Raw genomic sequence first — 25,402 nt, forward strand, 5'->3', positions numbered from 1 at the left:
CAGCCGTGTCACGTTTCCTGAACGGGTCCGGCCTGCTCACGCCAGTTGACCTTGGGACGCAGCGCCTCGGGCTTCACCCGGGCCGCGTACCGCTTGGCGACGTCGAACAGCGAAGTGATCAGGGTATCGGACAGCAGGTGCGGGGACAGGCCGAGATCGAGCAGCCGGGTGTGCACCACGTTGTAGTAGTGCTCCTCGCGCTCGACGCGGGGGTTGTCGAGGTGGTCGATCTGGACGTCGCCGGGGAAGCAGCGGGCGACGGTGTCGGCCATCTCCTGGACGGACGCCGCCTCGGTCATCTGGTTGAACACCCGGAACTCGCCGCGCTCGGCGGGGTTCTCGCAGGCCAGCTGGACGCACCGGACGGTGTCGCGGATGTCGATGATCCCGCGGCGCTGCCCGCCGCTGCCGTACACCGTCAGCGGGTGCCCGAGGACGGCCTGGATGACGAACCGGTTGAGCACCGTGCCGAAGACGGCGTCGTAGTCGAATCGCGTCGCGAGCCGGTCGTCCAGCATCGTCTCGGGGGTCGCCTGCCCGTAGACCACGCCCTGGTTGAGGTCGGTGGCCCGCAGCCCCCAGATCCGGCAGGTGAACTCGATGTTGTGGCTGTCGTGGACCTTCGACAGGTGGTAGAACGACCCGGGCCGCTTGGGGTACAGGACCCGGTCGCGGCGGCCCTTGTGCTCGACCTCCAGCCAGCCCTCTTCGATGTCGATCTCGGGTGTGCCGTACTCGCCCATCGTGCCGAGCTTGACGAGATGGATGTCGGGGTCGACCTCCCCGATCGCGTACAGCAGGTTCAGCGTGCCGACGACGTTGTTGACCTGCGTGTACACGGCGTGCTTGCGGTCGATCATCGAGTACGGCGCCGCGCGCTGCTCCGCGAAGTGCACCACGGCCTCCGGGCGGAACTCGCGCAGCATCCCGTAGGTGAACTCCGCGTCCGTCAGGTCGCCGACGTACACGCCGATCGATTCACCGGTCAGCTCGCGCCACGCCCCGACCCGCGTCTGCAGCGACTCGATGGGCACCAGGCTCTCGACGCCGAGCTCGAAGTCGTACTGCCGCCGGACGAAGTTGTCGGCGACGGCGACCTGGTGACCGCACTGCGACAGATGCAGGGCGGTCGGCCAGCCGAGATATCCATCGCCGCCGAGGACTAGAACACGCATGTACCTCTCCTGTAATTACCTCAAGCCACGGCGGGCCGGACGAGACCGCGATCGCGTCCACCCCCCTGCGGGACGTGGCGAGGTGGGCCGATCGTCTCCCCACACCGACACCACTGGACCGTGCGTAACCACCATGCCGACAAGACTTCCCGGCTCATCTGGCCGACACCCTATCGACCATGTCGAACTTGCGGCCATCGTGCGCGGCCGCGTCGCGTCGAAGCCGTAACGCGCCGACGGCCCCGGCAGTTCCCCGCGCGTCGCCCAGGCTCCGCCGCACTACGGGGTCAGCGGCGCCGCCACAGTTCCGGCGACCGGGTGCGTCCGCGGAGCCGGCCGGTCCCGAAGACCAGGACGAGCAGGAACGTTCCGGCCGCCAGGGTGGCCATGGCCATGATCACCGCCATGGGCGGGGTCGTCGTCGCCCAGAACACCGTGAAGACGATGAGCGCGACCGCGATGATCGACACGGGCCCGGTGAGACTCATCCGGGACGCCCGGATGGGGTGGTCTCCGTCGACGTGGCGGGTGCGGTCCGGGAGCGGCATGGCGTCCCCCTTCGGGGGCGAGCCGGCGTGGCGGGTCAGCCGCGGGCGGGATGCCGTCGTTGCCGGATATCCGGAGTCTACGCGTTCGGATTCACGTGTCCGTTGCGTAAGCTGGCGGTTGCCGAGGGCATTCCGCGCGCGGGCCGTCTTGCCGGCGCCGTCCCCGGCGGTTCACGACCCGGTACCGCATGGACCGAGAATGAGGCCCGCTGCATGGCCCGCTCCGCTCAGTTCGCCACCACGCCCGCCACGGCCGCGCTTCCCGATGACGAGACGGTGCCGCCACGGTTGCGCCTGGCACCGGGTGGCCGGGGACGCGGCATCATCGACGGCGGCTGGTGGCCGCGATCCCGCGCCGCCGTCCACGAGCTCACCGCGCTGGTGACCGCCCTCGCGGAGCCCTCGGACGAGATCACCCGCGTGAACGTCGACTTCGACGACTGGGACGACGTGCCCCTCCGCATCACCGCCCTCGGACGCGAGGTCAGGGTCGGCTGGCTGGCCAACCTCGACCACATGATCGCGGTCACCCGCGGCCACGCGGACCCGACCCTGCTGCTGGTCGTCCCGCCGGGGGCGAGGCCGTCGTCCGCGGAGGCCGCCCTGGCCAGGTCCGTCGTGGAGACGGAAGGCGTGATGCCGCAGGAGATCCTCGCCTCCTGCGACATCTCCACCGCCCGAAACTGAGTCCGCGGGCGGCCTCACCTGCCGAAACCGGATCGGGCCGGGGTGGATCGATACCCGTTCACCCCTAGCTTCCCGAATCAAGTTCTAGTATCTAAGAAGCACAACCGGCTCCAGTCCATCAGGAGGCATCAGTGGAGACTCGAGCAGCGATCCTGTGGGAACCGCACACCGACTGGAGCATCGAGGACATCGAGCTCGATGATCCCAAGGCGGGCGAGGTCAAGATCAAGCTCGCCGCGTCCGGCCTGTGTCATTCTGACGAGCATGTGGTCACCGGGGACATGGTGCTCAGCGAGGAGATCGCGGCACTGCTGGGCGCGGAGCAGTTCCCGCTCATCGGCGGCCACGAGGGCGCCGGCGAGGTCGTCGCGGTCGGCCCCGGCGTCACCAACCTGCAGGAGGGCGACCACGTCGTTCTGTCGTTCGTCCCTGCCTGCGGCCGCTGCCCCTCGTGCGCCATGGGCCGCCAGCACCTCTGCGACATGGGCGCGGTGCTGCTGGCCGGACGGCAGATCAGCGACATGACCGCCCGGCACCACTCCAAGAGCGGCAAGGACCTCGGCACCATGTGCTGCACCGGCACGTTCGCGCCGTACACCGTGGTCAACGAGGCGTCCGCCGTCAAGATCGACGACTGGATCCCGCTCGACAAGGCCGCGCTGGTCGGCTGCGGCGTGACCACCGGCTGGGGCGCGGCCGTCAACGTGGCCAAGGTGCAGGCGGGCGAGAGCGTCGTGGTGATCGGCCTCGGCGGCATCGGCATGAACGCCGTGCAGGGAGCGGCCATGGCCGGCGCCCGCCACGTCATCGCCGTCGACCCGGTCGACTGGAAGCGGGAGAAGGCGACCGAGTTCGGCGCCACCCACTCCGCCGCGTCCATGGAGGAGGCCGCCGCCAAGGTCATGGAGCTCACCTGGGGCGCCAACGCCGACAAGGCCCTCCTCACGACCGGCGTCGCCACCGGCGACCTCATCAACCCGATGATGAGCATGGTCGCCAAGGGCGGCCGCGGCGTCGTCGTCGCGGTCGCGCCGATCCTCCAGGAGGACGTCAAGCTCAACCTGTTCGACCTGGCGATGCAGCGCAAGGAACTGGTCGGCTGCATCTTCGGCAACGCCAACCCGCGCCGCGACATCCCGCGCCTGCTGCGCCTCTACGACGAGGGCAAGCTCAAGCTGGACGAACTGGTCACCAACACCTACACCCTCGACCAGGTCAACCAGGGCTACCAGGACATGCGGGACGGCAAGAACATCCGCGGAATGATCAAGTACTGACCCGTTCCGGGACGTCCGGTCCGCGCAGCGGCGCGGGCCGGGCGTGACCCGCCGGAACGCCGGGCGGCGCGCCCTCCGTGACCTCACCCACATGTTGATCAAGGTGAGTGTGTCACCACGCCATGTGGCGGGCGTCACAGGACTCCTCGACCATGACGGGCACCACCCCGTCCGAGGAGTCCACATGCGTCTGAAAATCAGACAGGGGATCTGGGCCGCGATCGCGGCCGTGGCCCTGGCGACCACCTCGCTGTCCATCGTCCACGCCGCCGTCCCACCGCCGACCCGCGCCCCGCTCGCCAAGTACGACATCAGCGGCACCTACGTCAGCGGGGTGTCGTCCGGCGGGTTCATGGCCAACCAGCTCCACGTCGCCTACTCGTCGGTGTTCCAGGGAGCCGGCATCTTCTCCGCCGGCGCCTACGACTGCGCGCAGAACAGCCTGAGCACCGCGCTCAACGCGTGCATGGCGACCTACCTGCCCCGCAAGACCCCCGCCCAGCTCGAACAACTGACCCGCGACCGCGCCGCGGCCGGCACCGTCGACCCCGTGGAGAACCTGCCGGGCGACCCGGTGTGGCTGTACCACGGCACGTCCGACACCACCGTCGCCGAGCCGGTCAACGACGACCTGGCCACCTACTACCGCGACCTGGGCGCCGACGTCGCCTACGACCACGACTCCCCCGCGGGGCACGCCTGGATCAGCCCGATCGGCCCCGGCGCCTGCTCGGTCACCCAGTCGCCCTGGATCAACGACTGCGGCGGCGACGCCGTCGGGGACATGCTGACCCACCTGTACGGCGCGGTGCAGCCCGCCGCCTCGTCCCTGACCGGACGGCTGCTCCAGTTCGACCAGAACGCCTACGTCCCCGGCGGCGACGCCACCTCCATCAGCATGGGCGACGAAGGGTTCGCCTACGTCCCGCAGGCCTGCGAGCAGGCGTCCTGCACGCTGATGGTCGCACTGCACGGCTGCTACCAGTACTACGGCAACATCGGCGACACCTTCATGGACAAGGCCTACCTCAACGAGTACGCCGACACCAACGCCATGATCGTCCTGTATCCGCAGGCCACCGCGTCCGGGACGAGCAACCCCCGCGGCTGCTGGGACTGGTGGGGCTACCAGTCCGCCCAGTACCCGCTCAAGACCGGCCCGCAGATGACGGCCGTCGTCAACATGGTCAGAGCCATGAGCGACGGCGCCACCACCCCGCCCACCACGCCTCCCACCACACCCCCGACCACACCGCCCACCACGCCTCCCGCGGAGTGTGTGACCGCGTCCAACTACGCCCACACCACCGCCGGGAGAGCCCACCACTCCATGGGCTACGCCTACGCCAACGGTTCCGACCAGAACCTGGGGCTGTGGAACGTCTTCACCACCAGCACCATCAAGGAGACCGGCACCGGCTACTGGGTCAAGTGCTGACCTCCTGAAGCCCTGCCGGGCAGCGCTGTGGCGCGGCGGTCACGAGCCGCCGCGCCACAGGTGCGTGCCGGGGTCAGCCCGTGCTGCAGGAGACCGTCGGCCACGTCCAGTTGCCGTTGTGCTGGATGGTCACGCCGAAGTTGTTGCCGCTGCCGTTCGGCCTGGCCGTCAGCACCTGGGCGCTGGGCCAGCTGGCGTCGATGTTCCAGGTGGCGATCGTCTTGGCGGGGGACGGGACGTTCATCGTCACGGTCCAGTTGCTGGACCCGGACACCGAGACGTTGAGGTTGTAGCGGTCGCTCCACTGCTCACCGGCGGACAGGGTCGCGGTGCAGCCGTTGTTGCCGCCACCCCCACCGCCGCCGCCTCCGCCGCCGCCACCGCCGCCGCCGGAGGTGCCGCCCACGGTGATGTTGGAGCTCCCGCTGCTCTGGTAGCCCTCCGTCGCGAGGATCATGTAGTCGTGGTTGCCCAGGTTCATTCCATGACTGGCCCAGGCGTCGAAGTGGTTTCCGGACGTGATGGTGCCGCCCGTGCGCCTCGACTGCCGGACGCTCCAGAACTGCGGGAAGGTCGCGGTGCCCTCGATGGACGGCTGGTTGTACCGCATCGTCTTGTAGATGTCGTACGTACCGCCGTCGCTGGTGACCGTGCCCATGTAGTCCCCGGTGGGCCGGTAGCTGCCCCAGTTGTCGACGACGTAGTACTCCACGAGCGGGCTCCTCGTCCACCCGTAGAGGGTCAGGTACGAGTTGCCGGACGGGTTGAAGCTGCCCGAGTAGTTCACGGTCCGGCGTCCACCGGTGCTCCATCCCTTGCCGGCGACGAAGTTCCCGGTGTTGCTCCACGAGGTGCTGTAGTTGCCGCCGGACCCCAGTTCCATGGAGACCGTGCCCTGGCTGTCGGTCCAGAACGAGTAGAAGTAGCCGTCGTGGTTGCCGGTCTGGTTGGTGGTCACGGCCGCGTTGGCGACACCGGGCAGGGCCGCGACCATCACGACGGCGGAGGCGGCGCCGATGAACGCCCTGAGCCGGCCGCGTCCGCGGCTCCTCGGTCGGGCGGGGGCGGCGCTCATGCGCGCGGGTTTCGGATGCGTGATGCTCATGTGCGTTCTTCCTCCTCGTGAACGCTGGCGGGGGTGGCCAGGCAGCGCGACATGACCCGGCGAGGCCGCCGATGGCCGGACGGCAGCCGCCGCGGCGTCCTGCTGCGTGGCGGGTTTCGAGGGTGGAGGCGGGGGTGGGGTGGGGTGGCGGGGGTTGGCCGGTCATCGTGCGCCCGACGACCGGGGGACTGTCACGGGCGCCTGGCCCGCATCGACAGGGGACTAGGTCTGTCGATGGCGACAGTGTTGGACCGGCCCGGTAGACGTGTCAACACTTTTCGAAAAATTTCGATGACCCTAATTCATCATGGAAAGCATTGACCCTGCTCAGGGCCTACAACTGCTCGACCGCTCTCGAACTTGTCCATTGAGGACTCGATCGGGTGATCACGTTCCACACCGATGTACCGAAAGTTTCGACCGCCCTTGCTCCCGAGGCGACGGTCGTCGTTCACATGGTGTGGCGGTACCAGCCGCCGTCGGATCCGGTGGTCAGCCACGAGCGGTCTCCGAGGGGGACGATGTCCTCCCTGGTGATGAACTCGGAGGGGAGGGGGCCGAGTACCCGCCCGGTCCGGGTGTCGACCAGGTGGTTCCGGTGGAAGTCCAGATCCATGGGCTCGTCGGAGTCGTCCGGGGCGGTGCGCTCGCCGTGAACGGAGACGATCGCGGTGTCGGCGTCGGGGGACGCCGCATGGCCGTGCGGTTCGCCCTCGGCGGGGAACACCGCCGCCCGTTCGAGGAGGCCCCCGTTGACGACCGGCCGGGAAAGGTCGTAGGCGACAACGTGGTTGTGCGTAGCCTTTGTCAGGATGCGGCGATTCTCGGCCGTGGGCAGGTAGGTTAGCCGACTGCCCGCCGGGGTGACCGAGGTGTTCCGCCTGTTCTACCGGCTGGGCGGCAACTACATCTGCTTCAAGCAGCCCGATGAGATCCGCGGTCCGCACGAATGGGCGTTGCGGAGGTCCAATGAGCATTGCCCGCTGGGCGATCCCCTGGAGATCGGCCATGAACGTTACGGAATTCCGCCGGACGTCCTCGAAAGAATCGACGGCGGCGCCCCCATTCGCCTGGACCTCAGCAATGCTAGCGTCTACTACGTCGACCCGGACGACTACATCTTCTTTTACAAGAATGTTGAGATAGAGCAGATTGACAGCGAGGATTTCGCGGACGACATCGTGGCGTTCTTCAACCACCACGTTCTCGGCGAAGGCTATCCCCGGCTCGTCGAGGCCGTCCTGGGCAAGGGTGCCGCCACGGAGCATGACAGGCGCGGTCGGCACAAGGACAACTGGATGAGGCTCCTCTCAGCGAGCGGGCTTCTCACCGGCGGCGAATCCGGGGCCGCCGGGTAGGGCGCCGGGCGGAGCGGTCCGCGCCGTTCATCGCGGATCGGGGGCGGGCCATTCGGTCGTGTGGCCGAAGCCCTGGGAGTTGTCGATCAGGCGGAGCCGGGTCGGGCGGATTCGCCAGTGGCCGGCCGCCGCGAGGGCGCGGGCCAGGCGGTCGTCGACCGCCACGAAGGGAAAGCGCGCGGTGTAGGTCGTGCGGGCGTCGGCGAGTTCGGCGCCTTCCAAGTGGTGGCAGACGCCGCGGCCCTGCACGCCGCGCAGCGTCTGCCAGGTCTGGCGGTCGTCCTGGACGGTGAAGGCCACCGGAGTGCCGTCCGGGTCGGCGGCCAGGACGCGGCCGTGCCGGGTCGTGCGGGAACTGACGAACACCAGGGAGCCGTCGGCGGCGGGGGCGTAGAAGACGGCGCAGACCCGCGGGCCGCCGTCCTCGGCGACGTAGGCGAGGTTGAGGACGGTGCATGCGGCCAGCGCCTCCTCGAACGCGCCGGTCACGGGACGTTCTTCAGCGGCGGGACCGGCGGGAACTCGGGGGCGGAGGCGACGTCCTCGGCGGTCATCCTGAAGCTCTCGGGGTAGCACTCGCGCCGGGTGCGGCGGTCCGGCTCGGTGGTGCGCCAGCAGTACAGGCACAGGCGGCACTGAAGCACGTCCCACATTCCGGGGACGGGCGAGGTGAACAGCCGGTCGATCGTCTCGTGTGCGCAACGCGGGCAACTCGGGGTCGTGGTGGTCATCGCAGGACCTTCTTTGTGTCGGGGGGGGGTCAGCGGCGGGCGGCCAGTTCACGCAGGCGGACGAGCCATTCGGCGGCCTCGGGGAGGTCGCGGACCTGGTTGCCGTAGTTGCCGCGGACGTCGGGGGCGACCGGGGTGGTGGCGTCCATGACGAGTTTGTCGGTGATGCCCGGCGTCGTGGCCTGCGGTGCGAGCCCCAGGACGGGCATGTTGGGGATCTGGACCAGGTCTCCCGCCGGGTTCATCTTGGTGGACACCGCCCACATGACCTGCGGCAGGTCGAACGGGTCCACGTCCTCGTCCACGACGATGACCGTGGTGGCGTATCCCAGGCCGTGCGGCGTGCTGAGCACGCGCAGGCCGACGGCCTTGGCGAAGCCGCCGTAGCGCTTGGCGGTGGAGACGATGACGACCAGGCCGTGGGTGTACATGGCGTTGACCGCCCGCACCTCGGGAAACTCGGCTTTGAGCTGCTGGTACAGCGGAACGGAGGTGTTGGCCGCGATCATGTGGTCGATCTCCGTCCACGGCATGCCGAGATACAGGTGCTCGAAGATCGGGCCGGTGCGGTGGGAGATTCGGTCGATCCGGATGACGGGCATGTTGCGTCCCCCCGAGTAGTGCCCGGTGAACTCGCCGAACGGCCCCTCGATCTCGCGTACGCGTCCTTCGATGACGCCCTCGATCACCACTTCGGCTCCCCACGGCACCGGCAGGCCGGTCAGCGGCGCCGCGGCGATCGGGGCGGGCGCGCCGCGCAGGGCGCCGGCCAGCTCGTACTCGTTCTCGTCGTAGCGCATCGGGGTGGACGCCGCGATGGAGACGACGGGGTCGTTGCCGATGGTGATGGCGACCGGCAGGTCCTCGCCGGCCTCCTCGGCCTTGCGCAGGTGCTGGGCGATGTCGTGCATCGGGACCGGCTGAAGTGCGAGCCTGCGCGTGCCCTTGACCTCGATGCGGTAGACGCCGACGTTCTGCTTGCCGCTGTCGTCGGGGTCCTCGGGGTCCTTGGAGACGACCGAGGCCTTGTCCACGTAGAAGCCGCCGTCGCCGTCGTTGAGGCGGATCAGCGGGAGCACCTTGAAGATGTCCGCGTCGTCGCCGTCCATGGAGTTCTCGGCCCACGGCGGGTCATCGCGCCATTCGGGCGCGACGGGGAACCTTTCCCAGCGGCGGCTGAACTCGTTCACCTGTTCCTTGACGCGGGTTTCCTTGGGCAGTTCCAGCGCGAGCGCGTGGTTGGCCCAGGAGCCGTGGACGTTCATGGCGATACGGGCGTCGGTGAATCCCGCGATGTCGTCGAAGAAGAGGGCGGGGGCGTCGTCGCCCATCCGGGACGCGGCGTTGGCCGCGGCGGCGACGTCGGGCTCGGGCATGACCTGGTCGGTGATGCGCAGCAGTTGCCCCTCCCGGTCGAGGGTTTCCAGAAAACTCCGGAGATCGTCGTAGGGCACGGTTACTCCTCAGTGGTCAGACGGTCTGGCTGAGCCCGCGAGCGGCCCGCCGCCCGCGGGCTGCCTGCATGCCCTCCCAGCGGCGCGCGGGAACGGGCAGGTCGAACTGGTCCAGGACCCTGGCCGCGATGTGGTCGACGATGTCGTCGGCCGTCACCGGCTGGTTGTAGAAGGCGGGCATGGGCGGCACCACCTGCGCACCCATGCGAGCCAGGGCGAGCATGTTCTCCAGGTGGATCTCGCTGAGCGGCGTCTCACGGGGGACCAGCACGAGCCTGCGCCGCTCCTTGAGCACCACGTCCGCGGCGCGGGCGAGCAGTCCCTCGGCGTATCCGGCGCGGATCGCCGCCAGGGTCTTCATGGAGCACGGCGCGATGACCATCCCGTCGGTGCGGAATGAGCCGGAGGAGATGACCGCGCCCTGGTCGTCCGGTGCGTACGTCTCGTCGGCGAGGGCCGCGACCTGCCGCACCGACAGCCCGGTCTCCAGTTCGATGGTGGCCCTCGCCCAGCGGGACAGCACCAGGTGCGTCTCGACGTCCGGGAGCCGGGCGAGGTTCTCCAGAATGCGGATGCCCAGGACGGCGCCCGTCGCACCCGTCATTCCGACGATCAGCCGCATGGCGGTCAACTCCCTGAGATGTCGGTCACCCTTTTCCATCGCCGTTGATCACGCTATGGCCGGCGCCGATAATTTCTGGAATAGATCAAGGACAGCTGATGAAGAAAAACGGACAACCTCGGCGCACGGAGGTTCCGCACATCCCTTACCGGCCCGCCGCCGGCGCTCCGCCCGGCGTGGAGGTGATGGACTTCGCCCGGCTCGTCGAGCGCGCCCGCGGCCACGGGGTCGACATCTACGCTCCCAGGCGACCGGAATTCCATGAATTCATCGCCGTGCACGCAGGGGCGGTCCGTTGCTCTGCCGACTTCCTCGAACACCGCGTTCCCGCCGGGGGCTGGTTCTGGATGCGCCCCGGCCAGATCCACCGGTACATCAGCGACCTCACTGAGACCGAGGGGACGGTGGTCGTGTTCGCTCCGGAATTCCTTGACGCCGCGACCCGCGACGCCGTCGGACTCGACCGGCGCGTCCCGCAGCGTCCCGTGACGCCCGAAGGCACGCAGAAAGGGGCCTTGGACTCCACCCTCAGCCTCCTCAGGACCGAGCATGAGCGGCTCGCCGAACTCCCGCTGGAAGCCCACATCGACGTCATGCGGCATCTGCTCGCCGTCATCCTGCTGCGGCTGACCCACCTGAACGGCGGCCCCGGCGACCGGGCCGCGGGCCACGAGGTCTTCCTGCGCTTCCAGGAGGCCGTCGACCAGGACCTCGCCACCAGCCACCGGGTCGCGGACTACGCCGCCCGGCTCGGCTACAGCGTGCGCACCCTCACCCGCGCGACCCGCGCCGCGGCGGGATGCGGCGCCAAACGCTTCATCGACGACCAGATCCTGCTGGAGGCCAAACGCCTGCTGTCCCACACCGACCTGCCCCCGTCCGGGATCGGCGAACGTCTCGGCTTCGCCTACTCGACGGCGTTCAGCGCGTTCTTCCAGCAACGCACGGGCATGACCCCCACGGCGTTCCGCGCCGCGGCCCGCGGCACCGCCCCCTGAGACGTTCCACCGCGCCGGTCTGCCGCCGCCCCTTTCAGGAGCGCTGAGGGTGTCCTCGGAGACGCCGAATCTCCTGCGTACGCGGCCTCGATGTGGCGACGATCACACCGCGTGTTAGCAAGATCTACCGCGGTGACCCCTTATTTCCGGCCGTGCCCATGGCTAACGTTCGCCCTGTCCGTCCTGTCCGCACCAGTTCGTCACACAATGTGACGATATGACCGACCAGTGGTGACCACCGTGCGTTCCACGAGGGCCGCGGACGGTCACCAGGAGGCACGTCCACAGGAGGCATTCCGATTCAGCGCCAAGAGTTCGGGGACAATCCGACCGAGGTTCGCGACACCGATCACTACACGGAAGAGTACGTCCAGGGCTTCGTGGAGAAGTGGGACGAACTCATCGACTGGAAGAGGCGCTACGAAAGCGAAGGCAGCTTCTTCATCGACCAGCTCAGGGAGCGGGGCGTCCAGAAGGTACTCGACGTCGCCACCGGTACCGGCTTCCATTCGGTCCGGCTCCTTCAGGAAGGCTTCGACACGGTCAGTGTCGACGGCAGCCCGGAGATGCTGCGCAAGGCGTTCGACAACGGCTACGCGTTCGGCGGCCACATCCTCCGCGTGGTGCACGCCGACTGGCGCTTCCTGAACCGTGACGTCCACGGCGAGTTCGACGCGATCATCTGCCTGGGCAACTCGTTCACCCACCTGTTCTCGGAACGCGACCGGCGTAAGGCCCTGGCCGAGTTCTACGCCATGCTCAAGCACGACGGCGTGCTCATCATCGACCAGCGCAACTACGACTCCATCCTGGACAACGGATTCTCCAGCCAGCACTCCTACTACTACTGCGGTGAGGAGGTGCTGGCCGAACCGGAGTACGTCGACGAGGGACTCGCGCGATTCCGGTACCGGTTCCCGGACAACAGCGAGTACTGCCTCAACATGTATCCGCTGCGCAAGAACTACATGCGGCGGCTCATGCGCGAGGTCGGCTTCCAGCGCATCGACACGTACGGTGACTTCCAGGCGACCTACAATGACGACGACCCCGACTTCTTCATCCATGTGGCGGAGAAACGGTACTGGGAAGACGACATGAACACCGCCTACTCCACCGCGGTGAACACCGCCCGCGACTACTACAACTCCAGCGACGCCGACGCCTTCTACCACTCCGTGTGGGGCGGACAGCACATCCATGTCGGCGTCTACGAGGACGACGACACGATCGACGCGGCCAGCGACCGCACCGTCCAGCGGATGGCGTCCGGCCTGAACCTGACGCCGGAGACGCAGGTCGTCGATCTCGGCGCGGGATACGGCGGATCCGCCCGGCATCTCGCCCGCACCTACGGCTGCCGGGTCACCTGCCTCAACCTCAGCGAGGTGGAGAACGCGCGGAACCGCGCGATGAACGAGGAACAGGGACTCGACCACCTGATCGACGTGGTGGACGGCTCCTTCGAGGCGCTCCCGTTCAACGACAACGCGTTCCATGTCGTGTGGTCGCAGGACGCGCTGCTGCACGGCGGCGACCGGATCCGGGCACTGGAGGAGATCGCCCGCGTGCTCAAGCCGGGCGGTGACTTCGTCTTCACCGATCCCATGGCGGCGGACGACTGCACCCGGGACGCCCTGCGGCCCATCCTCGACCGCCTGCACCTCGACACGATGGGGTCACCCGGCTTCTACCAGCGCGAGATCGCCCGCCTCGGCATGACGCCGAGCTTCGACGACCTCACCACGCACCTCACCACCCACTACGGGCGGGTGCTCCAGGAGACCGAGCGGCGGGAGGCCGAGTTCACCGGGCAGATCAGCAGCGACTACCTCGAGCACATGAAGGCGGGCCTGCGGCACTGGGTCCGGGGTGGCGAGTCCGGCCACCTGAAATGGGGGATCTTCCGCTGTAAGGCGTGACGGAGGACGAGGCCGGGAGAGGGCGTTTCCTCTCCCGGCCTCGCCATGCCCCGCCCCCGTCAGTCCCAGCAGAACGCCTTGGCGGCCGCGGCACCGGCCAGTACGGCCGCGCCGGCGAGGGCGGCGAGGTGCCACAGGTCCGGTGCCACCCCCATCCAGGTGGCGCTCAACGCCTCCACTCCCGCCCCGTACGGCAGATATTCGCCGAGCGTGGCCAGCCCGTCCGGGAGGTTCTCCCGGGGTCCGAACCCGCCGCCGAGCGCCATCGTCGCGAAGAACAGCACCAGGCCGATGGCGACCGCCGCGTTCGGGGTGGGCGCGATCGCCGCCACCAGCATGCCGAGCGCGTACATCGCCGCCGTCACCAGGCAGAACACGCCGATCGCGATGAGCGGGTCCCGGGGCATCGACATGCCGAAGGCCAGCCGGGCCACCAGCAGGGCGAGCACGACGCCGACCAGCACCTGGGCCAGCGCGGCCACCACCTGCGCGACCAGGATCATCACCGGACGCGCGGGCGTCACCTCCAGCCGCCGCAGCACACCCGACCTGCGGTAGGCGGCGAGGACCGCCGGCATGTTCACCATGCCGATGAGCGCCACGACCATCACCAGCGTCATCGGCACGACATGGGCGTCGAAGGCCGGGACGCCGCGGAAGCGTTCGGTTCCCGCACCGTCCGCGCCGAGCCCGTACATCACCATGATCAGCATCGGCAGGACGAGCGGGATGACGAGCCCGGCGGTGTCCCTGGTCACCAGTTTGGCCTCGGTCCAGGCCAGCAGCGCCCACGCCCGCGCGGAGGGCCGGTACGTCGTCATGCCGCATCCCCTTCGCCGGGCCCCTCGCCTGGCCCCTCGTCAGGCCCATCGCCGGGCGTCCGGCCGGTCAGGGCGAGGAACGCGTCGTCGAGCGTGGCGTTCTCGAGCCGGGTCTCGGTGGCGACCACGCCGTGGCGGACGAGCGCCGAACCGACCGTGTGCAGCAGGTCCCCCGTCCCGGTGACGACGGTCTCGCCGCGGTCGGTGCGCACCTCGCCGACCCCGTCGAGCCCGGCCAGCACGGCGGCGTCGAACGGCGCGGCCACCCGGAACCGGACGCGCTGCGGGGAGTCCAGCCGTGCGATCAGCCCGCCGGGGGTGTCCAGCGCGGCCAGCCGCCCCCGGTCGATGACCGCGACCCGGTCGCACAGCCTCTCGGCCTCGGCCATGAAGTGCGTGACCAGCAGCACCGTCACGCCGGTGTCCCGGATCTGCTCGATGAGCTCCCAGACGCCCCTGCGCGCCTGCGGGTCGAGACCGGTGGTGAGCTCGTCCAGCACCGCGATCCGCGGCTTGCCGACCAGCGCGAGCGCGATCGACAGCCGCTGCGCCTGCCCACCCGACAGGTTCTCGAACGCCGTCTTCCGCTTGGCCGTCAGCCCCAGCTCGTCCAGCAGCCGGCCGGGGTCGGCGCCATCGGGGTAGAACGACCGGTACAGGGCGACCGCCTCACCGACCCGCAGCTTCTCCGGCAGCGCCCCGCCCTGGAGTTGCGCCCCCATCACCTGCCTGAGCCGCGCGCGGTCCCGCAACGGGTCCAGACCCAGCACCCTGATCCGGCCCCGGTCGGCCCGCCGCACCCCCTCGACGCATTCCACGAGCGTGGTCTTGCCGGCGCCGTTCGGGCCGATGATCCCGAAAATCTCTCCCCGCTCGACGGCGAACGACACGTCGTCGACGGCGACCGTCTCCCCGTACCGCTTGCACAGCCCCTCGACCTCGACCACGGCCATCGCCACGTCCCCTCCCCGCCGGCCTGTACCGGCACGGCAGACGCTAAGCCGCCACCGGACGCGTCCGCGCGTGCCGGAGGTCATGACCCGCGGCCATGACTTCCGGCACGGTCCGCCCCGGGCGCGATGCCCGTACCCTTCGTCGCATGGCCAGGTCCCATCTCGAAGCGTGGGGCGCGGTGAGCGCGCTGACCGTCTGCCTGCTGGTCGGATCGCCGGTGCTGTTCGCCGACGGGGACCCCACCCTCGGGCCGGCCTGGCTGTGGTGGGTCGCCTACCTGGGGTTCCTCGCGCTGTTCACGCTGACGCTGCTGGACGTCGCGCCGGGGCGGGCAGGCCGGCGGGCACTGCTGTTCGCCCTCGTCCCGGTGGCCGCCGCGACGGTGCTGCTGGGCGCGCGCGCCGGCTGGCTCTCGATCCTGCTGGTGTTCGTCACCGCGGTCGCGGCCCACTTCTCCTCACCTCGCACCACGCTCGCGGTGCTCGGGGTGAACAGCGCGGCGGCCGCGGCGGCGCCGCTGCTCCGGGACGGCACCCTCACCGACGTGACGCTGACCGCGATGATCTACACGATGCTCCAGGTCTGCACGGTGTGGGCCGTGCGGAGTGAGCAGCGGGAGGCCGCGGCGCGCGAACGCCTCGCCGTTGCCAACACCGAACTCCGCGCGGCGACCGCGCTGCTGGCCGAGTCGAGCCGGTCCGCCGAGCGGCTCCGCATCGCCCGCGAGCTGCACGATCTCGTCGGCCACCAGCTCACCGCGCTCGTCCTCGAACTGGAGGTCGCGGCGCACCACAGCACGCCCCCGGCCGGACGGCACGTGGAACGCGCCCGCGGCCTCGCCAGGGACCTGCTCGGCGACGTCCGCACCGCCGTCGGCGAACTGCGCGCCCGCACGCCGTCCCTGCACCAGGCGCTCACGGAGATCGTCGCGGACCTGCCCGCCCCGCGCGTGCACCTGAGCGTCGACGACTCCGCCGACCCGGACGAGGCGTGCACGGCCGCGCTGATCCGCTGCGTCCAGGAGGTCGTCACGAACACCATCCGCCATTCGGAGGCCGAGAACCTGTGGATCGACGTCGGGCGCGCCGGCACCGGGGAGATCGTCCTCACCGCCCGCGATGACGGGCGCGGCGCCTCGCTCCTGCGGCTGGGCAACGGCCTGACCGGGGTACGCGAACGCATCGCGCAGCTCGACGGCGTCGTGTCGTTCGACACCCGGTCGGGTTTCACCGTCAGCGCCAGGGTCCCGGCGCCGTGATCCGGGTGTGCGTCGCCGACGACCAGACGCTCGTGCGCCAGGGGATCCGGCACCTGCTGGAGCTGTCGCCCGAAGTGACCGTCACCGCCGAGGCCGCCGACGGCGACGAGGCGCTGGCCGTCCTCCGCGACGACCCGCCGGACGTGCTCCTGCTGGACCTGCGGATGCCGCGCCGGGACGGCATCGCCACGCTCACCGCCATGCGGGAGCGGAACATCACCGTGCCCACCCTCGTCCTGACCACCTTCGACGACGACGAACTCGTGTTGCGGGCCCTGCGCGCCGGAGCGTCCGGCTACCTGCTCAAGGACGTCACCCTCGACCAGGTCGTCGGCGCCATCCGGACCCTCGCACGCGGCGGCACGCTGGTCCGGCCCGCGCTGACCGAGCGCCTGATCCGGGCCACCGGGCACCTGCCGGACCCGGACGACCTCCAGGACCTCCAGGACCTCCCGCCCCAGCCGCTCACGGAACGGGAACAGGACGTCCTGCGCCTGCTGGCCGGCGGCTACGCCAACCGCGAGATCGCCGGTGCCCTGCACCTGGCGGAGGGCACCGTGAAGAACCACGTGTCCAGCCTTCTGGCCAAGCTCGGCGTCCGCGACCGCACCCGCGCCGTCCTGAAGGCGCTCCACCACGGCCTCCTCGACACCCCGCCGGATCACTGACAGGTCGTCGACGACCTGCGGGAAACCGGCGAGCGACGCACGGCCGCCGGACGGGTCCCGCCGGAACGCGCGCACCGACGCCCGAACCCCGGAAGGCGTAGACTCGTGGCGAACGAGGGGTTCTCGATGCGAGCGACCAAGCCCGCGTCCCCCTGGTTCCCAGCTACTCGGTCCCCTTCGGGGGCCCAGACAGGTCGGCGCCCATGACGCCGCAACACCAGCCCGTCCGGACGCGGACGTTCGATTCCCGCGCCGGGGCCGCAGCGGATGCCGCCCGTGACGCCGAGTGGCCGTCACGTTGACCTCCGGAGCCGCGGCGCCGACGCCGCAGGCTCCTCACCACGGGCCGACCGCCCGTGCCACCGTCCGGACCGGCCTCGGCCGCGACCGGCGCTCACACACTCCGGATCGGAGATCCAGCATGCCCGCCACCGCCACCGCCTCCCCCGAGGCCCGGCTGAGCCGAGAACGGTTCGCGGAACATACCGTCATCGCCATCGCCGGCGAACTCGACATCGCGTCCACACCGTCCCTGCGTGAACGCCTGCACACCGCGCTGCGGGACACCGGGCCCTACGTCGTCATCGACCTGGCGGGCGTGACGTTCTGCGACGCGTCGGGCCTGGCCCTGCTCGTCGACGCGCGCCGCCGGACGGAGCCGAAGGGCACCACCGTGGTCCTCGCCGCCCCGCGCCCGCAGATGGCCAGGCTGCTGCGCCTCACCGGGCTCGCCCGCGTCTTCACGATCCGCTCCTCCGTCACCGCCGCGCGGCTCCCCCGCACCGGCACCCGATCGGCCGCGGCCTGACCGCGGCGCCCCCGGCCGGAGGAGGAGAACGGAATGACGACATGACCGGCGACGAGCTGCCGCCGATCGGGTGGGGGCCCCCGGGGGTCACCCGCGGCGCGGACGACAACGCGCGGTTCGCGGCGTCGTTCGACCTGATGACGGCGGTCCTGAACGGGACGCGCCTGCCCGACCTGCTGACCCTCCTGGCGACGCACGCGCGCACGATGGCGCGCGTGCCGCTGGCGTTCATCGCCATGCCCGTCGAGGACGGCAACACGCTGCGGATCGAGGTCGCGGTCGGCAGCGACGGCGACCGGATCCGCGGCCTGATGGTGCGGCGCGGCCGGTCGATGCTCGGCCGGGCGTTCAGCTCCCGCCGGGCGCTGTCCGCGCGGATCGCCGCCGACCAGACGCTCAGCGCCCTGCCCGCCGGGCCGATCCTGATCCTGCCGCTGGACACGGGCGAGGACACCCGCGGGGTGCTCGCCGTCCTGGGGCATCCGGGCGCGCAGCCGTTCAGCCCGGCCACCGCCCGCCAGCTGCTCCTGTTCGCCGACATGTCGGCCCGGCTGATCGAGCTGGCCGAGGGACACCGTGCGACCGCCCCGGCGGATCCCGCCGCCGGCGGCGCGCACATCGTCCGCCCGCTCCGCCCGCCGCCGCGGTTCACGCAGATGTGAGGCGAATCGGGGCCGGATGACGGCGTTCGAAACCTGTCCGAGCCGGCGTGAGCCCCGGCGCGGTGGGGACTTTCCGTGCGCGGCGGCGCTCACCGGATTTCACGGACATGGGCGCGGCCGCGCGGGTTTCGTACGGGTCCGGGTGGGGATTTCAGAGTTTGAAGAGCTTCGCGTACGGGGCGAGAATCCGGACCTTCCGCGTCCCGAAGTCGACGAGGACGGCGCGGCCGTCCTCGACCTCGACGACGCGTCCGAGCCCGTACTTGTCGTGGGTGACCTGGTCGTGAGGGGCGAACTCCTTCGTCGGTGGCGCAGCGGGCGGGGGCTTGAAGGGGCTGGTGGGCAGATGTCGCCGCCTGGCGGGTCCTGTGGGTTTCATTACTGCCAGTATGCGCCCACCTGAGCCATGTGGGGAGCCCGGCCCCACGGTCGGCACGGAATTCGTGGTTTCCGGTTCCGTCCGGCGAACCACGTGGTAGTCTGTGAGGAGTTGCGGTTCCCATAGACATTGTGTGTGCGCCTGCCGGTTCTACCTCAGGCGCATTTTTGTTGTTCTGGATCTTCCGGATGGGCCATCGCGGCGTCCCCCGTCGCACAAGGTGTGCGACAGGGACCGACCCCAGAAGGAGACTGTCATGGCCACAGGCACTGTTAAGTGGTTCAACGCCGAAAAGGGCTTCGGCTTCATCGAGCAGGACGGCGGCGGCGCCGACGTCTTCGCTCACTACTCCAACATCGCGGCCCAGGGCTTCCGTGAGCTTCAGGAAGGCCAGAAGGTGTCGTTCGACATCACGCAGGGCCAGAAGGGCCTGCAGGCGGAGAACATCGTCCCCGCCTGATAGACCACGACACGGCGGGCAGGCCCTTCCGGGCCCGCCCGCCGTGTGCGGTGTCTGACGGCATCGCTTTCCCGGCCGCGGTTCACCGCGCGGCCACGCTTCACCACGCTGCCGCGGTTCGTCCCGGGGCCGGCGCTCCTATCCACGGCGCACGGCGCGAACGCCGCACGACGTTTCCCGGTTCGTTCTTGAGAATCCTTCGCCAGGCCGCTTCCAAGGCCGCGAGCCCCGCGCAGCGGAGCACTTCCTCGACACGCACCGCTTCGAGGAAGGCTCCACATTGCCCCGCAGTACCCCTCCGGCCGCCCGCGGCCGATCTTCCCGGTCCCGTCCCGCCGCCGGTCATCACCGTCCGGCGAAGGGACAGCGGCCCGGCGCCGAGTTCGCGCTCCCGGTGACCGCCACCCCGCCGCTGCCGCCGATCGAGTCGTTCGCGGAACTGCGGATGCCGGCGCCGATCCAGGAGGCCCTGGCCCGCGAAGGCGTGTCGGCCCCCTTCCCCATCCAGGCCACGGCCCTGCCGAACGCCCTCGCCGGACGCGACGTCCTCGGCCGGGGCCGCACCGGCTCCGGCAAGACCCTCGCCTTCGGGCTGGCGCTGCTCAGCCGCATCGCCGGCCGCCGCGCCGAACCCCACCGTCCCCTGGCCCTGGTCCTCGCCCCCACGCGGGAGCTCGCCCAGCAGGTCACCGGTGCGCTCACCCCGTACGCGGACGCCGTGGGCCTGCGGCTGACGACCGTGGTCGGCGGACTGCCGATCTCCCGGCAGGCGAACGCCCTCAAACGCGGCACCGAGGTCCTGGTCGCCACCCCCGGACGGCTCGCCGACCTGATCGAGCGCGGCGACTGCCGGCTGAGCGAGGTTCAGATCACCGTGCTGGACGAGGCCGACCAGATGACCGACATGGGCTTCCTGCCCCAGGTCACGCGGCTTCTTGAGCAGACCCCGCAGGGCGGGCAGCGGATGCTGTTCTCCGCGACGCTCGACCGCAACATCGACCAGCTCGTCCGCCGGTTCCTCAGCGACCCGGTCACACACTCGGTCGACCCGCCGGCCGGCGCGGTCACCACCATGGAACACCACCTGCTGCACGTCAGCGACACCGACAAGCACGAGACGACCGTGCACATCGCGGCCCGCGACGACCGGGTGATCATGTTCGTCGGCAAGAAGCACGGCGCGGACCGCCTCGTCCGTAAGCTGACGGCCCGCGGCGTCCGCGCCGCCGCGCTGCACGGCGGCAAGACCCAGTCGCAGCGCAACCGCGCGCTGGAGCGCTTCCGCAGCGAAGAGATCACCGTGCTGGTCGCCACCAACGTCGCGGCCCGGGGCATCCACATCGACGACATCGATCTCGTCGTCAACGTCGACCCGCCCGCCGACCACAAGGAGTACCTCCACCGCGGCGGACGCACCGCCCGCGCCGGAAGCACGGGAACCGTGGTCACCCTCGTCCTGCCCGACCAGCGGCGCGACGTGGACGACCTGATGGCCCAGGCCCGCATCACCCCGCACATCCTGCGCGCGCGTGCCGGCGACCCTGAGCTGGCCCGTGTCACCGGCGCCCGGCAGCCCGCCCACGCCGCCCCGGACCCCAACCGCCCCACCAGGCCGCGCCAGGCCGATTCCTCCGGCCGCGGTTCCGCCCGCAGGAACGCTCAGGCCGTCACCGGCGGACAGGGCACCGCCCGCACGAACGGCCAGGGCGCCGCCCGCACGAACGGCCAGGGCGCCGCCCGCACGAACGGCCAGGGCGCCGCCCGCACGAACGGCCAGGGCGCCGCCCGCACGAAGGGGCAGTCCGCCGGCGCCGGGCGCGCCGCCCCGGGGCGCAGGCCGCGGCGCCGCACGCCGTCCCAGAACACCTGACGGCACCCGGCCCGTACTGATCGGGCGGTGACCTGCCGGATCTCGGCGCGAACGCCCGGCGGACTCTGCAACGATGACGGCCATGAGCGACCGCGTCGGCCTGCGCGCGGCCGAAGACGATCTGCTTCCTCCCACGGACTGGGGGCGCCGCGAGCCCGCAGCGCCCGGTACCCGTGCCGCTTGGGCGTTCGGCCTGCTGACGGCGCTGCTGGTGCTCGGGCGGACGTGGGTGGCGCCCCTCATCGACGCGCGCGCCCTGGACGCGTGGACGACCATCTTCGTCGCGGTGTGCGTCCAGGCGCTGCCGTTCCTGGTCTTCGGGGTCGCGCTGTCGGCCGCGATCACCGCGTTCGTCCCGCCGTCGCTGTGGCGGCGGGTGCTGCCGCGCCGGCCGGGCGCGGCGGTGCCGGTCGCGGGCGCCATGGGCGCCGTGCTGCCGGGCTGCGAATGCGCGTCGGTGCCGGTCGCCGGGGGGCTGATGGCCCGCGGGGTCGTCCCCGCCGCCGCGCTGACCTTCCTGCTCGCGGCCCCCGCGATCAACCCGATCGTGCTCGTCGCCACCGCGGTCGCCTTCCCGGGCAGACCCGAGATGGTCGTGGGACGGTTCGTCGCGTCCCTGCTGGTGGCCGTGCTCGCGGGCTGGACGTGGCTGCTGCTGGGCAAAGGTGAATGGATCAGAATCCCGTCCAGGCCGGAGGCGCACGGGGCGGGTGCGCGGCTGGAGGCGTTCCGGCAGGCCATGCGGCACGACATCGTGCACGCCGGAGGGTTCCTGGTGGTCGGCGCCTTCGCGGCCGCCACCATCAACGTGATCGTGCCCGCCGGGTGGGTGTCCGCGGCCGCCGGGAATGCGGTGGTGTCGGTGCTGCTGCTGGCGACGCTGGCGGTGCTGATGTCCATCTGCTCGGAGGCGGACGCGTTCGTCGCGGCGAGCCTCTCGCAGTTCTCGACCACCGCGCGGCTGACCTTCCTCGTGGTGGGGCCGATGGTGGACCTGAAGCTGATCGCGCTCCAGACGGGCTTCTTCGGGCGCCGCTTCGCGGTCCGGTTCGTTCCGCTGACGTTCTGCCTCGCGGTCGGGGTCAGCGTCCTGGTGGGAGGGCTGCTCTCGTGAGCAGGGCCGCACAGAACCTGCTGCTCATCGGTCTCGGCGCCGCGGTTTTGTGGATCACGCTGGGCAGCGGCGAGTACGTCAACTACGTCCGGCCGGCCTTCCGGTATCCGCTGGTAGCCGCGGCGGTGGCGCTGCTGGTGCTGGGCGCCGCCGGGCTGCGCCGCGAATGGCGGGACGCCGGCGACGCCCACGGGAGCCATGAGCACGGGCGCCATGAACACGGGCACGATCATTCGCGGGGGCCGCGGGTGGCGTGGCTGCTGGGCCTGCCCGTCCTGGCGATCTTCGTGATCGCTCCCCCGGCGCTCGGGTCGTTCACCGCAGCCCGCGGCGGCGACCGCGCGGCGCCCCCGCCGGTGCCTCCGGACGACGGTTTCCGCAGGCTGCCCACCACCGGCGGGCCCGTCGCGATGACCATGGGCGAGTTCATCGGCCGCGCGTACGAGGCCCAGACCGGCGATCCCGCGAGCTTCCAGGGCGTGCCCGTCCGGCTGACGGGGTTCGTGACCCCCGCCGCGAAGGGACAGGGCGGCTGGCAGATCACCCGGATGAAGATCGCCTGCTGCGCGGGCGACGCCGTCCCGTTCCCGGTCGAGGTTCGCGGCGTCCCGCAGCCGCCCGCCGACTCGTGGGTCCGGGTCGTGGGCGTCTGGGAGCCGCCCGGCCCCGGTGACCGCGACAGGACGGTCGTGCAGACGCTCCGCGCCCGCTCCCTGCAGAAGATCAAGAAGCCGGAGAACCCGTACGAGTGACCGCCGCCCGTCAGGGCTCGCGCAGGGCGGCGAGTTCCTTAGTCCTGCGCGGTTCCGGTCACCGGGACCTCCCTTGGCAGGGCCGCCGAGGGCTTCTACCGTCGGCCTGTTCGGGGCGACCGGGCCAGGCGCGGGTCCTCACGAATGGTCGCCCGGCCATCGGCGGACGCTGAGAGGGATCACATGGACCAGACCGCTGATTACGTCGTCGTGGGGGCCGGCAGCGCGGGGTGCGTGCTGGCGAAGCGCCTGGCCGAGTCGGGAGCGGACGTCGTCCTGGTGGAGGCCGGTGGCCCCGACAAGACGGCGCTCGTCCGCAAGCCGGGGCTGATCGCCGTCTTCCACAACGTCCCGCAGCTGAAGAAGCGGCTGGACTGGGGGTTCTACAGCGTCCCGCAGCCGAACGCGCTCGACCGGAAGATCCCGCAGACGCGGGGCCGGGTGCTGGGCGGCTCCGGATCGATCAACGGGCTGCTGTTCGTGCGCGGCAACCGCAGGAACTACGACGACTGGGCGGCGGACGGCTGCACCGGCTGGGGCTACGACGACGTCCTTCCCAGTTTCAAGCGGATGGAGAACTGGGAGGACGGCGCGACCGACCTGCGTGGTGCGGGCGGGCCGATCCAGGTGACCCGGCAGCGGGACGTCACTCCCGCGTCCGAGGCGTTCATGGAGGCGCTCGCCGAGACGGCGGGCGTGAAGCGGAACGACGACTACAACGGCGAGGTCCAGGACGGTGTGGGCGTCTTCCAGCAGAGCGCCCACGAGGGGCTGCGCTACAGCTCGTCCGTCGGCTATCTCGACGACCACGGGCTGCCGAACCTGACGATCCTGACCAAGGCCGCCGTGGGACGCGTCGTGGTGCGCGACGGGCGCGCCACGGGCGTCGAGGTCGTCACCGGGAAGGGACGCGGAACGATCAACGCGACCCGTGAGGTGATCCTCGCGGCGGGCGCGTTCGGTTCACCGCATCTGCTGATGCTGTCCGGGGTCGGACCGGCGGGTCATCTCCGGGAGCACGGCATCGAGGTCCACGCGGACCTGCCCGTCGGCGACAACCTCCACGACCACATGTTCATGCCGATGACCTACATCATGAAGACCGCGCGCAACCGCGGCACCGCCCCGTACTTCGCGTCGGGCGTGGTGAAGGAGTGGACCCGCGGCGGCACGTGGGTGGCGCGCACCGTGTTCGAGGCGGTCGGGTTCGTCCGCAGCCCGCAGGCCGGCGACCTCCCCGACCTGCAGATCCACGCGCTGCCGTGGTCGTACCCGTTCCCCAACCAGGACGCGCCGGTGCGCCACAAGGTGGACAAGCGCCCCGCCCTCACGATCATGCCGACGCTGATCTACCCGAAGAGCCGCGGCACGGTGCGGCTCGCGTCCGCCGACCCGGCCGACCCGCCGGTCATCGACCCCGGCTACCTCAGCGACCCCGACGACGCGCGGCTGCTGCTGGACGGGATCGAACTCGTCCGCGAGACGATGGCCGCCCAGAGCATCGCCGGCGGGGTGACCGCCGAGCTGTCCCCCGGGCCGGACTTCTCCGACCGGGCCGCGATGGCGAAGGAACTCCCGAACCGGGCGACGACCGTCTACCACCCGGTCGGCAGCTGCCGGATGGGCGCGGACGAACGCGCCGTGGTCGATCCCGCGCTGCGCGTCCGCGGCATCGAGGGCCTGCGCGTCGCCGACGCCTCGATCATGCCGAGCATCACCGGGGGGAACACCGCCGCCCCGAGCATGATGATCGGCGAACACGCCGCGAAGCTCATCCTCGGCGACTGACCCCGCCCGGCGGGTCCGGCCCGGCGGATCCCGGGCCGGGGGATCCCGGGCCGGCGGGTCCGGTCAGGCCGGGAATCCGGTCACCCAGCGGCGTTGCCATGGGGTTTCGACGGCTTTGGGGTGGTGGTGTTCGCGGGCCCAGGCGACGGCCTCGGACGGGTCCACGCCGGACAGGACGGCCAGGCAGGCGATGACCGTTCCGGTGCGTCCGACGCCGCCTCCGCAGGCGACCTCGACCGACGCACCGGACCGGGCCCGCTCGTGCAGCGCGCGGACCTGCCGGACGGCCTCGTCCCGGTCGCGGGGAAGCAGGAAGTCGGGCCAGTCGATCCACGCGGTGGACCAGCTCAAATCCGGTTCGTTGCGCCGGCGGAGACGACGGGAGCCCAGGTAGAGGCCGAAGTCGGGGACCGGGCCGTCCGGCGCCGGTTTGCGCAGGCCGCGTCCCCGGACCCAGGTGCCGTCCGGGAGTCGCAGGGAGCCGGTGAGGGGGGCGGTCACGAGGGGAACTGTATCCCGCCGCAGGCTCCTTGATCCTTTACCCCGTGATCCT

27 protein-coding genes are annotated in these 25,402 nt (G+C 70.7%); 15 read left to right on the forward strand and 12 right to left on the reverse strand.

The annotated features are described in order from the left end of the window. Nucleotides 1-8: 8 nt before the first annotated feature. Nucleotides 9-1,175 carry an NAD-dependent epimerase/dehydratase family protein gene (locus tag ACGFIS_RS11615; RefSeq protein ID WP_392970497.1) on the reverse strand — a complete coding sequence of 389 codons (1,167 nt, stop codon included), beginning with the start codon at nucleotides 1,173-1,175 and terminating at the stop codon, nucleotides 9-11. A gap of 287 nt (nucleotides 1,176-1,462) precedes the next feature. After that, nucleotides 1,463-1,723: a hypothetical protein gene (locus ACGFIS_RS11620; RefSeq protein WP_392912816.1), complete on the reverse strand. Its 261-nt coding sequence runs from the start codon at nucleotides 1,721-1,723 to the stop codon at nucleotides 1,463-1,465. A gap of 213 nt (nucleotides 1,724-1,936) precedes the next feature. Between ACGFIS_RS11620 and ACGFIS_RS11625 the strand changes: the two genes are divergently transcribed. The 3 genes from ACGFIS_RS11625 (at nucleotide 1,937) to ACGFIS_RS11635 (ending at nucleotide 5,125) form a co-directional block, all read left to right on the forward strand. After that, on the forward strand, nucleotides 1,937-2,410 hold the full coding sequence (locus ACGFIS_RS11625) for a DUF5994 family protein (RefSeq protein WP_392912817.1): 474 nt from the start codon (nucleotides 1,937-1,939) through the stop codon (nucleotides 2,408-2,410). Between the two features lie 131 nt (nucleotides 2,411-2,541). Then, entirely contained in the window at nucleotides 2,542-3,687 is a 1,146-nt protein-coding gene (locus ACGFIS_RS11630) for an NDMA-dependent alcohol dehydrogenase (RefSeq protein WP_392912818.1), read from the forward strand. A 184-nt stretch (nucleotides 3,688-3,871) separates the two neighbouring features. Continuing rightward, on the forward strand, nucleotides 3,872-5,125 hold the full coding sequence (locus ACGFIS_RS11635; protein ID WP_392912819.1) for a hypothetical protein: 1,254 nt from the start codon (nucleotides 3,872-3,874) through the stop codon (nucleotides 5,123-5,125). A gap of 73 nt (nucleotides 5,126-5,198) precedes the next feature. Here ACGFIS_RS11635 and ACGFIS_RS11640 read toward each other — a convergent pair whose 3' ends face one another. Continuing rightward, nucleotides 5,199-6,200 carry a glycoside hydrolase family 11 protein gene (locus ACGFIS_RS11640; RefSeq protein ID WP_392912893.1) on the reverse strand — a complete coding sequence of 334 codons (1,002 nt, stop codon included), beginning with the start codon at nucleotides 6,198-6,200 and terminating at the stop codon, nucleotides 5,199-5,201. 481 nt (nucleotides 6,201-6,681) lie between these two features. Further along, nucleotides 6,682-6,957: a hypothetical protein gene (locus ACGFIS_RS11645; RefSeq protein WP_392912820.1), complete on the reverse strand. Its 276-nt coding sequence runs from the start codon at nucleotides 6,955-6,957 to the stop codon at nucleotides 6,682-6,684. 136 nt (nucleotides 6,958-7,093) lie between these two features. Here ACGFIS_RS11645 and ACGFIS_RS11650 point away from each other — a divergent pair, with 136 nt between their 5' ends. Then, nucleotides 7,094-7,588 (forward strand): hypothetical protein, encoded by a 495-nt coding sequence (locus ACGFIS_RS11650; protein ID WP_392912821.1) that lies wholly within the window; start codon nucleotides 7,094-7,096, stop codon nucleotides 7,586-7,588. A 27-nt stretch (nucleotides 7,589-7,615) separates the two neighbouring features. Here the strand turns inward: ACGFIS_RS11650 and ACGFIS_RS11655 are convergent, their stop codons facing one another. From ACGFIS_RS11655 to ACGFIS_RS11670, 4 genes are read right to left on the reverse strand one after another with little or no spacing between them, the layout of a single operon-like run. Next, the gene (locus tag ACGFIS_RS11655) at nucleotides 7,616-8,077 is read right to left on the reverse strand and encodes a pyridoxamine 5'-phosphate oxidase family protein (RefSeq protein ID WP_392912822.1); all 462 of its coding nucleotides are present in this window, start codon (nucleotides 8,075-8,077) and stop codon (nucleotides 7,616-7,618) included. Then, nucleotides 8,074-8,319, reverse strand: a complete 246-nt coding sequence (locus ACGFIS_RS11660) for a non-oxidative hydroxyarylic acid decarboxylases subunit D (RefSeq protein WP_392912823.1) — start codon at nucleotides 8,317-8,319, stop codon at nucleotides 8,074-8,076. Before ACGFIS_RS11660 ends, ACGFIS_RS11655 begins: the two co-directional genes overlap by 4 nt. 29 nt (nucleotides 8,320-8,348) lie before the next feature. Further along, the gene (locus ACGFIS_RS11665; RefSeq protein WP_392912824.1) at nucleotides 8,349-9,773 is read right to left on the reverse strand and encodes a non-oxidative hydroxyarylic acid decarboxylases subunit C; all 1,425 of its coding nucleotides are present in this window, start codon (nucleotides 9,771-9,773) and stop codon (nucleotides 8,349-8,351) included. 16 nt (nucleotides 9,774-9,789) lie between these two features. Beyond that, nucleotides 9,790-10,395 (reverse strand): UbiX family flavin prenyltransferase, encoded by a 606-nt coding sequence (locus ACGFIS_RS11670; RefSeq protein WP_392912825.1) that lies wholly within the window; start codon nucleotides 10,393-10,395, stop codon nucleotides 9,790-9,792. Nucleotides 10,396-10,493: 98 nt separating this feature from the next. On the opposite strand from ACGFIS_RS11670, the gene ACGFIS_RS11675 reads away from it, so the two are divergent. Together ACGFIS_RS11675 and ACGFIS_RS11680 are read left to right on the forward strand one after the other, a co-directional pair. Beyond that, nucleotides 10,494-11,393: a helix-turn-helix domain-containing protein gene (locus ACGFIS_RS11675; protein ID WP_392970500.1), complete on the forward strand. Its 900-nt coding sequence runs from the start codon at nucleotides 10,494-10,496 to the stop codon at nucleotides 11,391-11,393. Between the two features lie 380 nt (nucleotides 11,394-11,773). Next, the gene (locus ACGFIS_RS11680; RefSeq protein ID WP_392912827.1) at nucleotides 11,774-13,315 is read left to right on the forward strand and encodes a methyltransferase domain-containing protein; all 1,542 of its coding nucleotides are present in this window, start codon (nucleotides 11,774-11,776) and stop codon (nucleotides 13,313-13,315) included. A 59-nt stretch (nucleotides 13,316-13,374) separates the two neighbouring features. Here ACGFIS_RS11680 and ACGFIS_RS11685 read toward each other — a convergent pair whose 3' ends face one another. Together ACGFIS_RS11685 and ACGFIS_RS11690 are read right to left on the reverse strand one after the other, a co-directional pair. Continuing rightward, nucleotides 13,375-14,136, reverse strand: coding sequence for an ABC transporter permease (locus ACGFIS_RS11685; RefSeq protein WP_392970503.1), 762 nt, complete (start codon nucleotides 14,134-14,136; stop codon nucleotides 13,375-13,377). Beyond that, complete coding sequence (locus tag ACGFIS_RS11690; protein WP_392912894.1) at nucleotides 14,133-15,089, reverse strand: ABC transporter ATP-binding protein; 957 nt, start codon at nucleotides 15,087-15,089, stop codon at nucleotides 14,133-14,135. The genes ACGFIS_RS11685 and ACGFIS_RS11690 overlap by 4 nt, the downstream gene beginning before the upstream one ends. A 146-nt stretch (nucleotides 15,090-15,235) precedes the next feature. On the opposite strand from ACGFIS_RS11690, the gene ACGFIS_RS11695 reads away from it, so the two are divergent. From ACGFIS_RS11695 to ACGFIS_RS11710, 4 genes are all read left to right on the forward strand, one after another. Beyond that, the gene (locus ACGFIS_RS11695) at nucleotides 15,236-16,348 is read left to right on the forward strand and encodes a sensor histidine kinase (protein ID WP_392912831.1); all 1,113 of its coding nucleotides are present in this window, start codon (nucleotides 15,236-15,238) and stop codon (nucleotides 16,346-16,348) included. After that, nucleotides 16,345-17,016, forward strand: a complete 672-nt coding sequence (locus tag ACGFIS_RS11700) for a response regulator (RefSeq protein WP_392912832.1) — start codon at nucleotides 16,345-16,347, stop codon at nucleotides 17,014-17,016. The genes ACGFIS_RS11695 and ACGFIS_RS11700 overlap by 4 nt, the downstream gene beginning before the upstream one ends. A 421-nt stretch (nucleotides 17,017-17,437) precedes the next feature. Continuing rightward, complete coding sequence (locus ACGFIS_RS11705; protein WP_392912833.1) at nucleotides 17,438-17,824, forward strand: STAS domain-containing protein; 387 nt, start codon at nucleotides 17,438-17,440, stop codon at nucleotides 17,822-17,824. 41 nt (nucleotides 17,825-17,865) lie between these two features. After that, nucleotides 17,866-18,486: a GAF domain-containing protein gene (locus ACGFIS_RS11710; protein ID WP_392912834.1), complete on the forward strand. Its 621-nt coding sequence runs from the start codon at nucleotides 17,866-17,868 to the stop codon at nucleotides 18,484-18,486. A 151-nt stretch (nucleotides 18,487-18,637) separates the two neighbouring features. Here ACGFIS_RS11710 and ACGFIS_RS11715 read toward each other — a convergent pair whose 3' ends face one another. Beyond that, a complete protein-coding gene (locus ACGFIS_RS11715; protein WP_392912835.1) occupies nucleotides 18,638-18,865 on the reverse strand; it encodes a hypothetical protein in 228 nt (75 codons plus the stop codon). A 256-nt stretch (nucleotides 18,866-19,121) separates the two neighbouring features. Here ACGFIS_RS11715 and ACGFIS_RS11720 point away from each other — a divergent pair, with 256 nt between their 5' ends. From ACGFIS_RS11720 to ACGFIS_RS11740, 5 genes are all read left to right on the forward strand, one after another. After that, nucleotides 19,122-19,325 (forward strand): cold-shock protein, encoded by a 204-nt coding sequence (locus tag ACGFIS_RS11720; RefSeq protein ID WP_024936225.1) that lies wholly within the window; start codon nucleotides 19,122-19,124, stop codon nucleotides 19,323-19,325. Nucleotides 19,326-19,719: 394 nt separating this feature from the next. Continuing rightward, nucleotides 19,720-21,195, forward strand: a complete 1,476-nt coding sequence (locus tag ACGFIS_RS11725; RefSeq protein ID WP_392970506.1) for a DEAD/DEAH box helicase — start codon at nucleotides 19,720-19,722, stop codon at nucleotides 21,193-21,195. 73 nt (nucleotides 21,196-21,268) lie between these two features. Next, the gene (locus ACGFIS_RS11730) at nucleotides 21,269-22,309 is read left to right on the forward strand and encodes a permease (protein WP_392912837.1); all 1,041 of its coding nucleotides are present in this window, start codon (nucleotides 21,269-21,271) and stop codon (nucleotides 22,307-22,309) included. After that, nucleotides 22,306-23,061 (forward strand): TIGR03943 family putative permease subunit, encoded by a 756-nt coding sequence (locus ACGFIS_RS11735; protein WP_392912838.1) that lies wholly within the window; start codon nucleotides 22,306-22,308, stop codon nucleotides 23,059-23,061. Before ACGFIS_RS11730 ends, ACGFIS_RS11735 begins: the two co-directional genes overlap by 4 nt. A gap of 183 nt (nucleotides 23,062-23,244) precedes the next feature. After that, the gene (locus tag ACGFIS_RS11740) at nucleotides 23,245-24,849 is read left to right on the forward strand and encodes a GMC family oxidoreductase (RefSeq protein WP_392912839.1); all 1,605 of its coding nucleotides are present in this window, start codon (nucleotides 23,245-23,247) and stop codon (nucleotides 24,847-24,849) included. A gap of 63 nt (nucleotides 24,850-24,912) precedes the next feature. On the opposite strand, the gene ACGFIS_RS11745 is transcribed toward ACGFIS_RS11740, so the two are convergent. Beyond that, nucleotides 24,913-25,350 carry a protein-tyrosine phosphatase family protein gene (locus tag ACGFIS_RS11745; protein ID WP_392970509.1) on the reverse strand — a complete coding sequence of 146 codons (438 nt, stop codon included), beginning with the start codon at nucleotides 25,348-25,350 and terminating at the stop codon, nucleotides 24,913-24,915. Nucleotides 25,351-25,402: the final 52 nt, after the last annotated feature.

Origin of the sequence: Spirillospora sp. NPDC048824 (assembly GCF_043198455.1) — a bacterium.
GTDB lineage: Bacteria > Actinomycetota > Actinomycetes > Streptosporangiales > Streptosporangiaceae > Spirillospora.

What these genes read in the sequence shown, in the direction of transcription:
- ACGFIS_RS11740 (WP_392912839.1), top strand. Translation starts at nt 23,245, where the DNA reads ATGGACCAGACCGCTGATTACGTCGTCGTGGGGGCCGGCAGCGCGGGG.
- ACGFIS_RS11640 (WP_392912893.1), bottom strand. Translation starts at nt 6,200, where the DNA reads ATGAGCGCCGCCCCCGCCCGACCGAGGAGCCGCGGACGCGGCCGGCTC.
- ACGFIS_RS11715 (WP_392912835.1), bottom strand. Translation starts at nt 18,865, where the DNA reads ATGAAACCCACAGGACCCGCCAGGCGGCGACATCTGCCCACCAGCCCC.
- ACGFIS_RS11660 (WP_392912823.1), bottom strand. Translation starts at nt 8,319, where the DNA reads ATGACCACCACGACCCCGAGTTGCCCGCGTTGCGCACACGAGACGATC.
- ACGFIS_RS11615 (WP_392970497.1), bottom strand. Translation starts at nt 1,175, where the DNA reads ATGCGTGTTCTAGTCCTCGGCGGCGATGGATATCTCGGCTGGCCGACC.
- ACGFIS_RS11730 (WP_392912837.1), top strand. Translation starts at nt 21,269, where the DNA reads ATGACGGCCATGAGCGACCGCGTCGGCCTGCGCGCGGCCGAAGACGAT.
- ACGFIS_RS11620 (WP_392912816.1), bottom strand. Translation starts at nt 1,723, where the DNA reads ATGCCGCTCCCGGACCGCACCCGCCACGTCGACGGAGACCACCCCATC.
- ACGFIS_RS11670 (WP_392912825.1), bottom strand. Translation starts at nt 10,395, where the DNA reads ATGCGGCTGATCGTCGGAATGACGGGTGCGACGGGCGCCGTCCTGGGC.
- ACGFIS_RS11695 (WP_392912831.1), top strand. Translation starts at nt 15,236, where the DNA reads ATGGCCAGGTCCCATCTCGAAGCGTGGGGCGCGGTGAGCGCGCTGACC.
- ACGFIS_RS11720 (WP_024936225.1), top strand. Translation starts at nt 19,122, where the DNA reads ATGGCCACAGGCACTGTTAAGTGGTTCAACGCCGAAAAGGGCTTCGGC.
- ACGFIS_RS11635 (WP_392912819.1), top strand. Translation starts at nt 3,872, where the DNA reads ATGCGTCTGAAAATCAGACAGGGGATCTGGGCCGCGATCGCGGCCGTG.
- ACGFIS_RS11705 (WP_392912833.1), top strand. Translation starts at nt 17,438, where the DNA reads ATGCCCGCCACCGCCACCGCCTCCCCCGAGGCCCGGCTGAGCCGAGAA.
- ACGFIS_RS11685 (WP_392970503.1), bottom strand. Translation starts at nt 14,136, where the DNA reads ATGACGACGTACCGGCCCTCCGCGCGGGCGTGGGCGCTGCTGGCCTGG.
- ACGFIS_RS11710 (WP_392912834.1), top strand. Translation starts at nt 17,866, where the DNA reads ATGACCGGCGACGAGCTGCCGCCGATCGGGTGGGGGCCCCCGGGGGTC.
- ACGFIS_RS11675 (WP_392970500.1), top strand. Translation starts at nt 10,494, where the DNA reads ATGAAGAAAAACGGACAACCTCGGCGCACGGAGGTTCCGCACATCCCT.
- ACGFIS_RS11625 (WP_392912817.1), top strand. Translation starts at nt 1,937, where the DNA reads ATGGCCCGCTCCGCTCAGTTCGCCACCACGCCCGCCACGGCCGCGCTT.
- ACGFIS_RS11690 (WP_392912894.1), bottom strand. Translation starts at nt 15,089, where the DNA reads ATGGCCGTGGTCGAGGTCGAGGGGCTGTGCAAGCGGTACGGGGAGACG.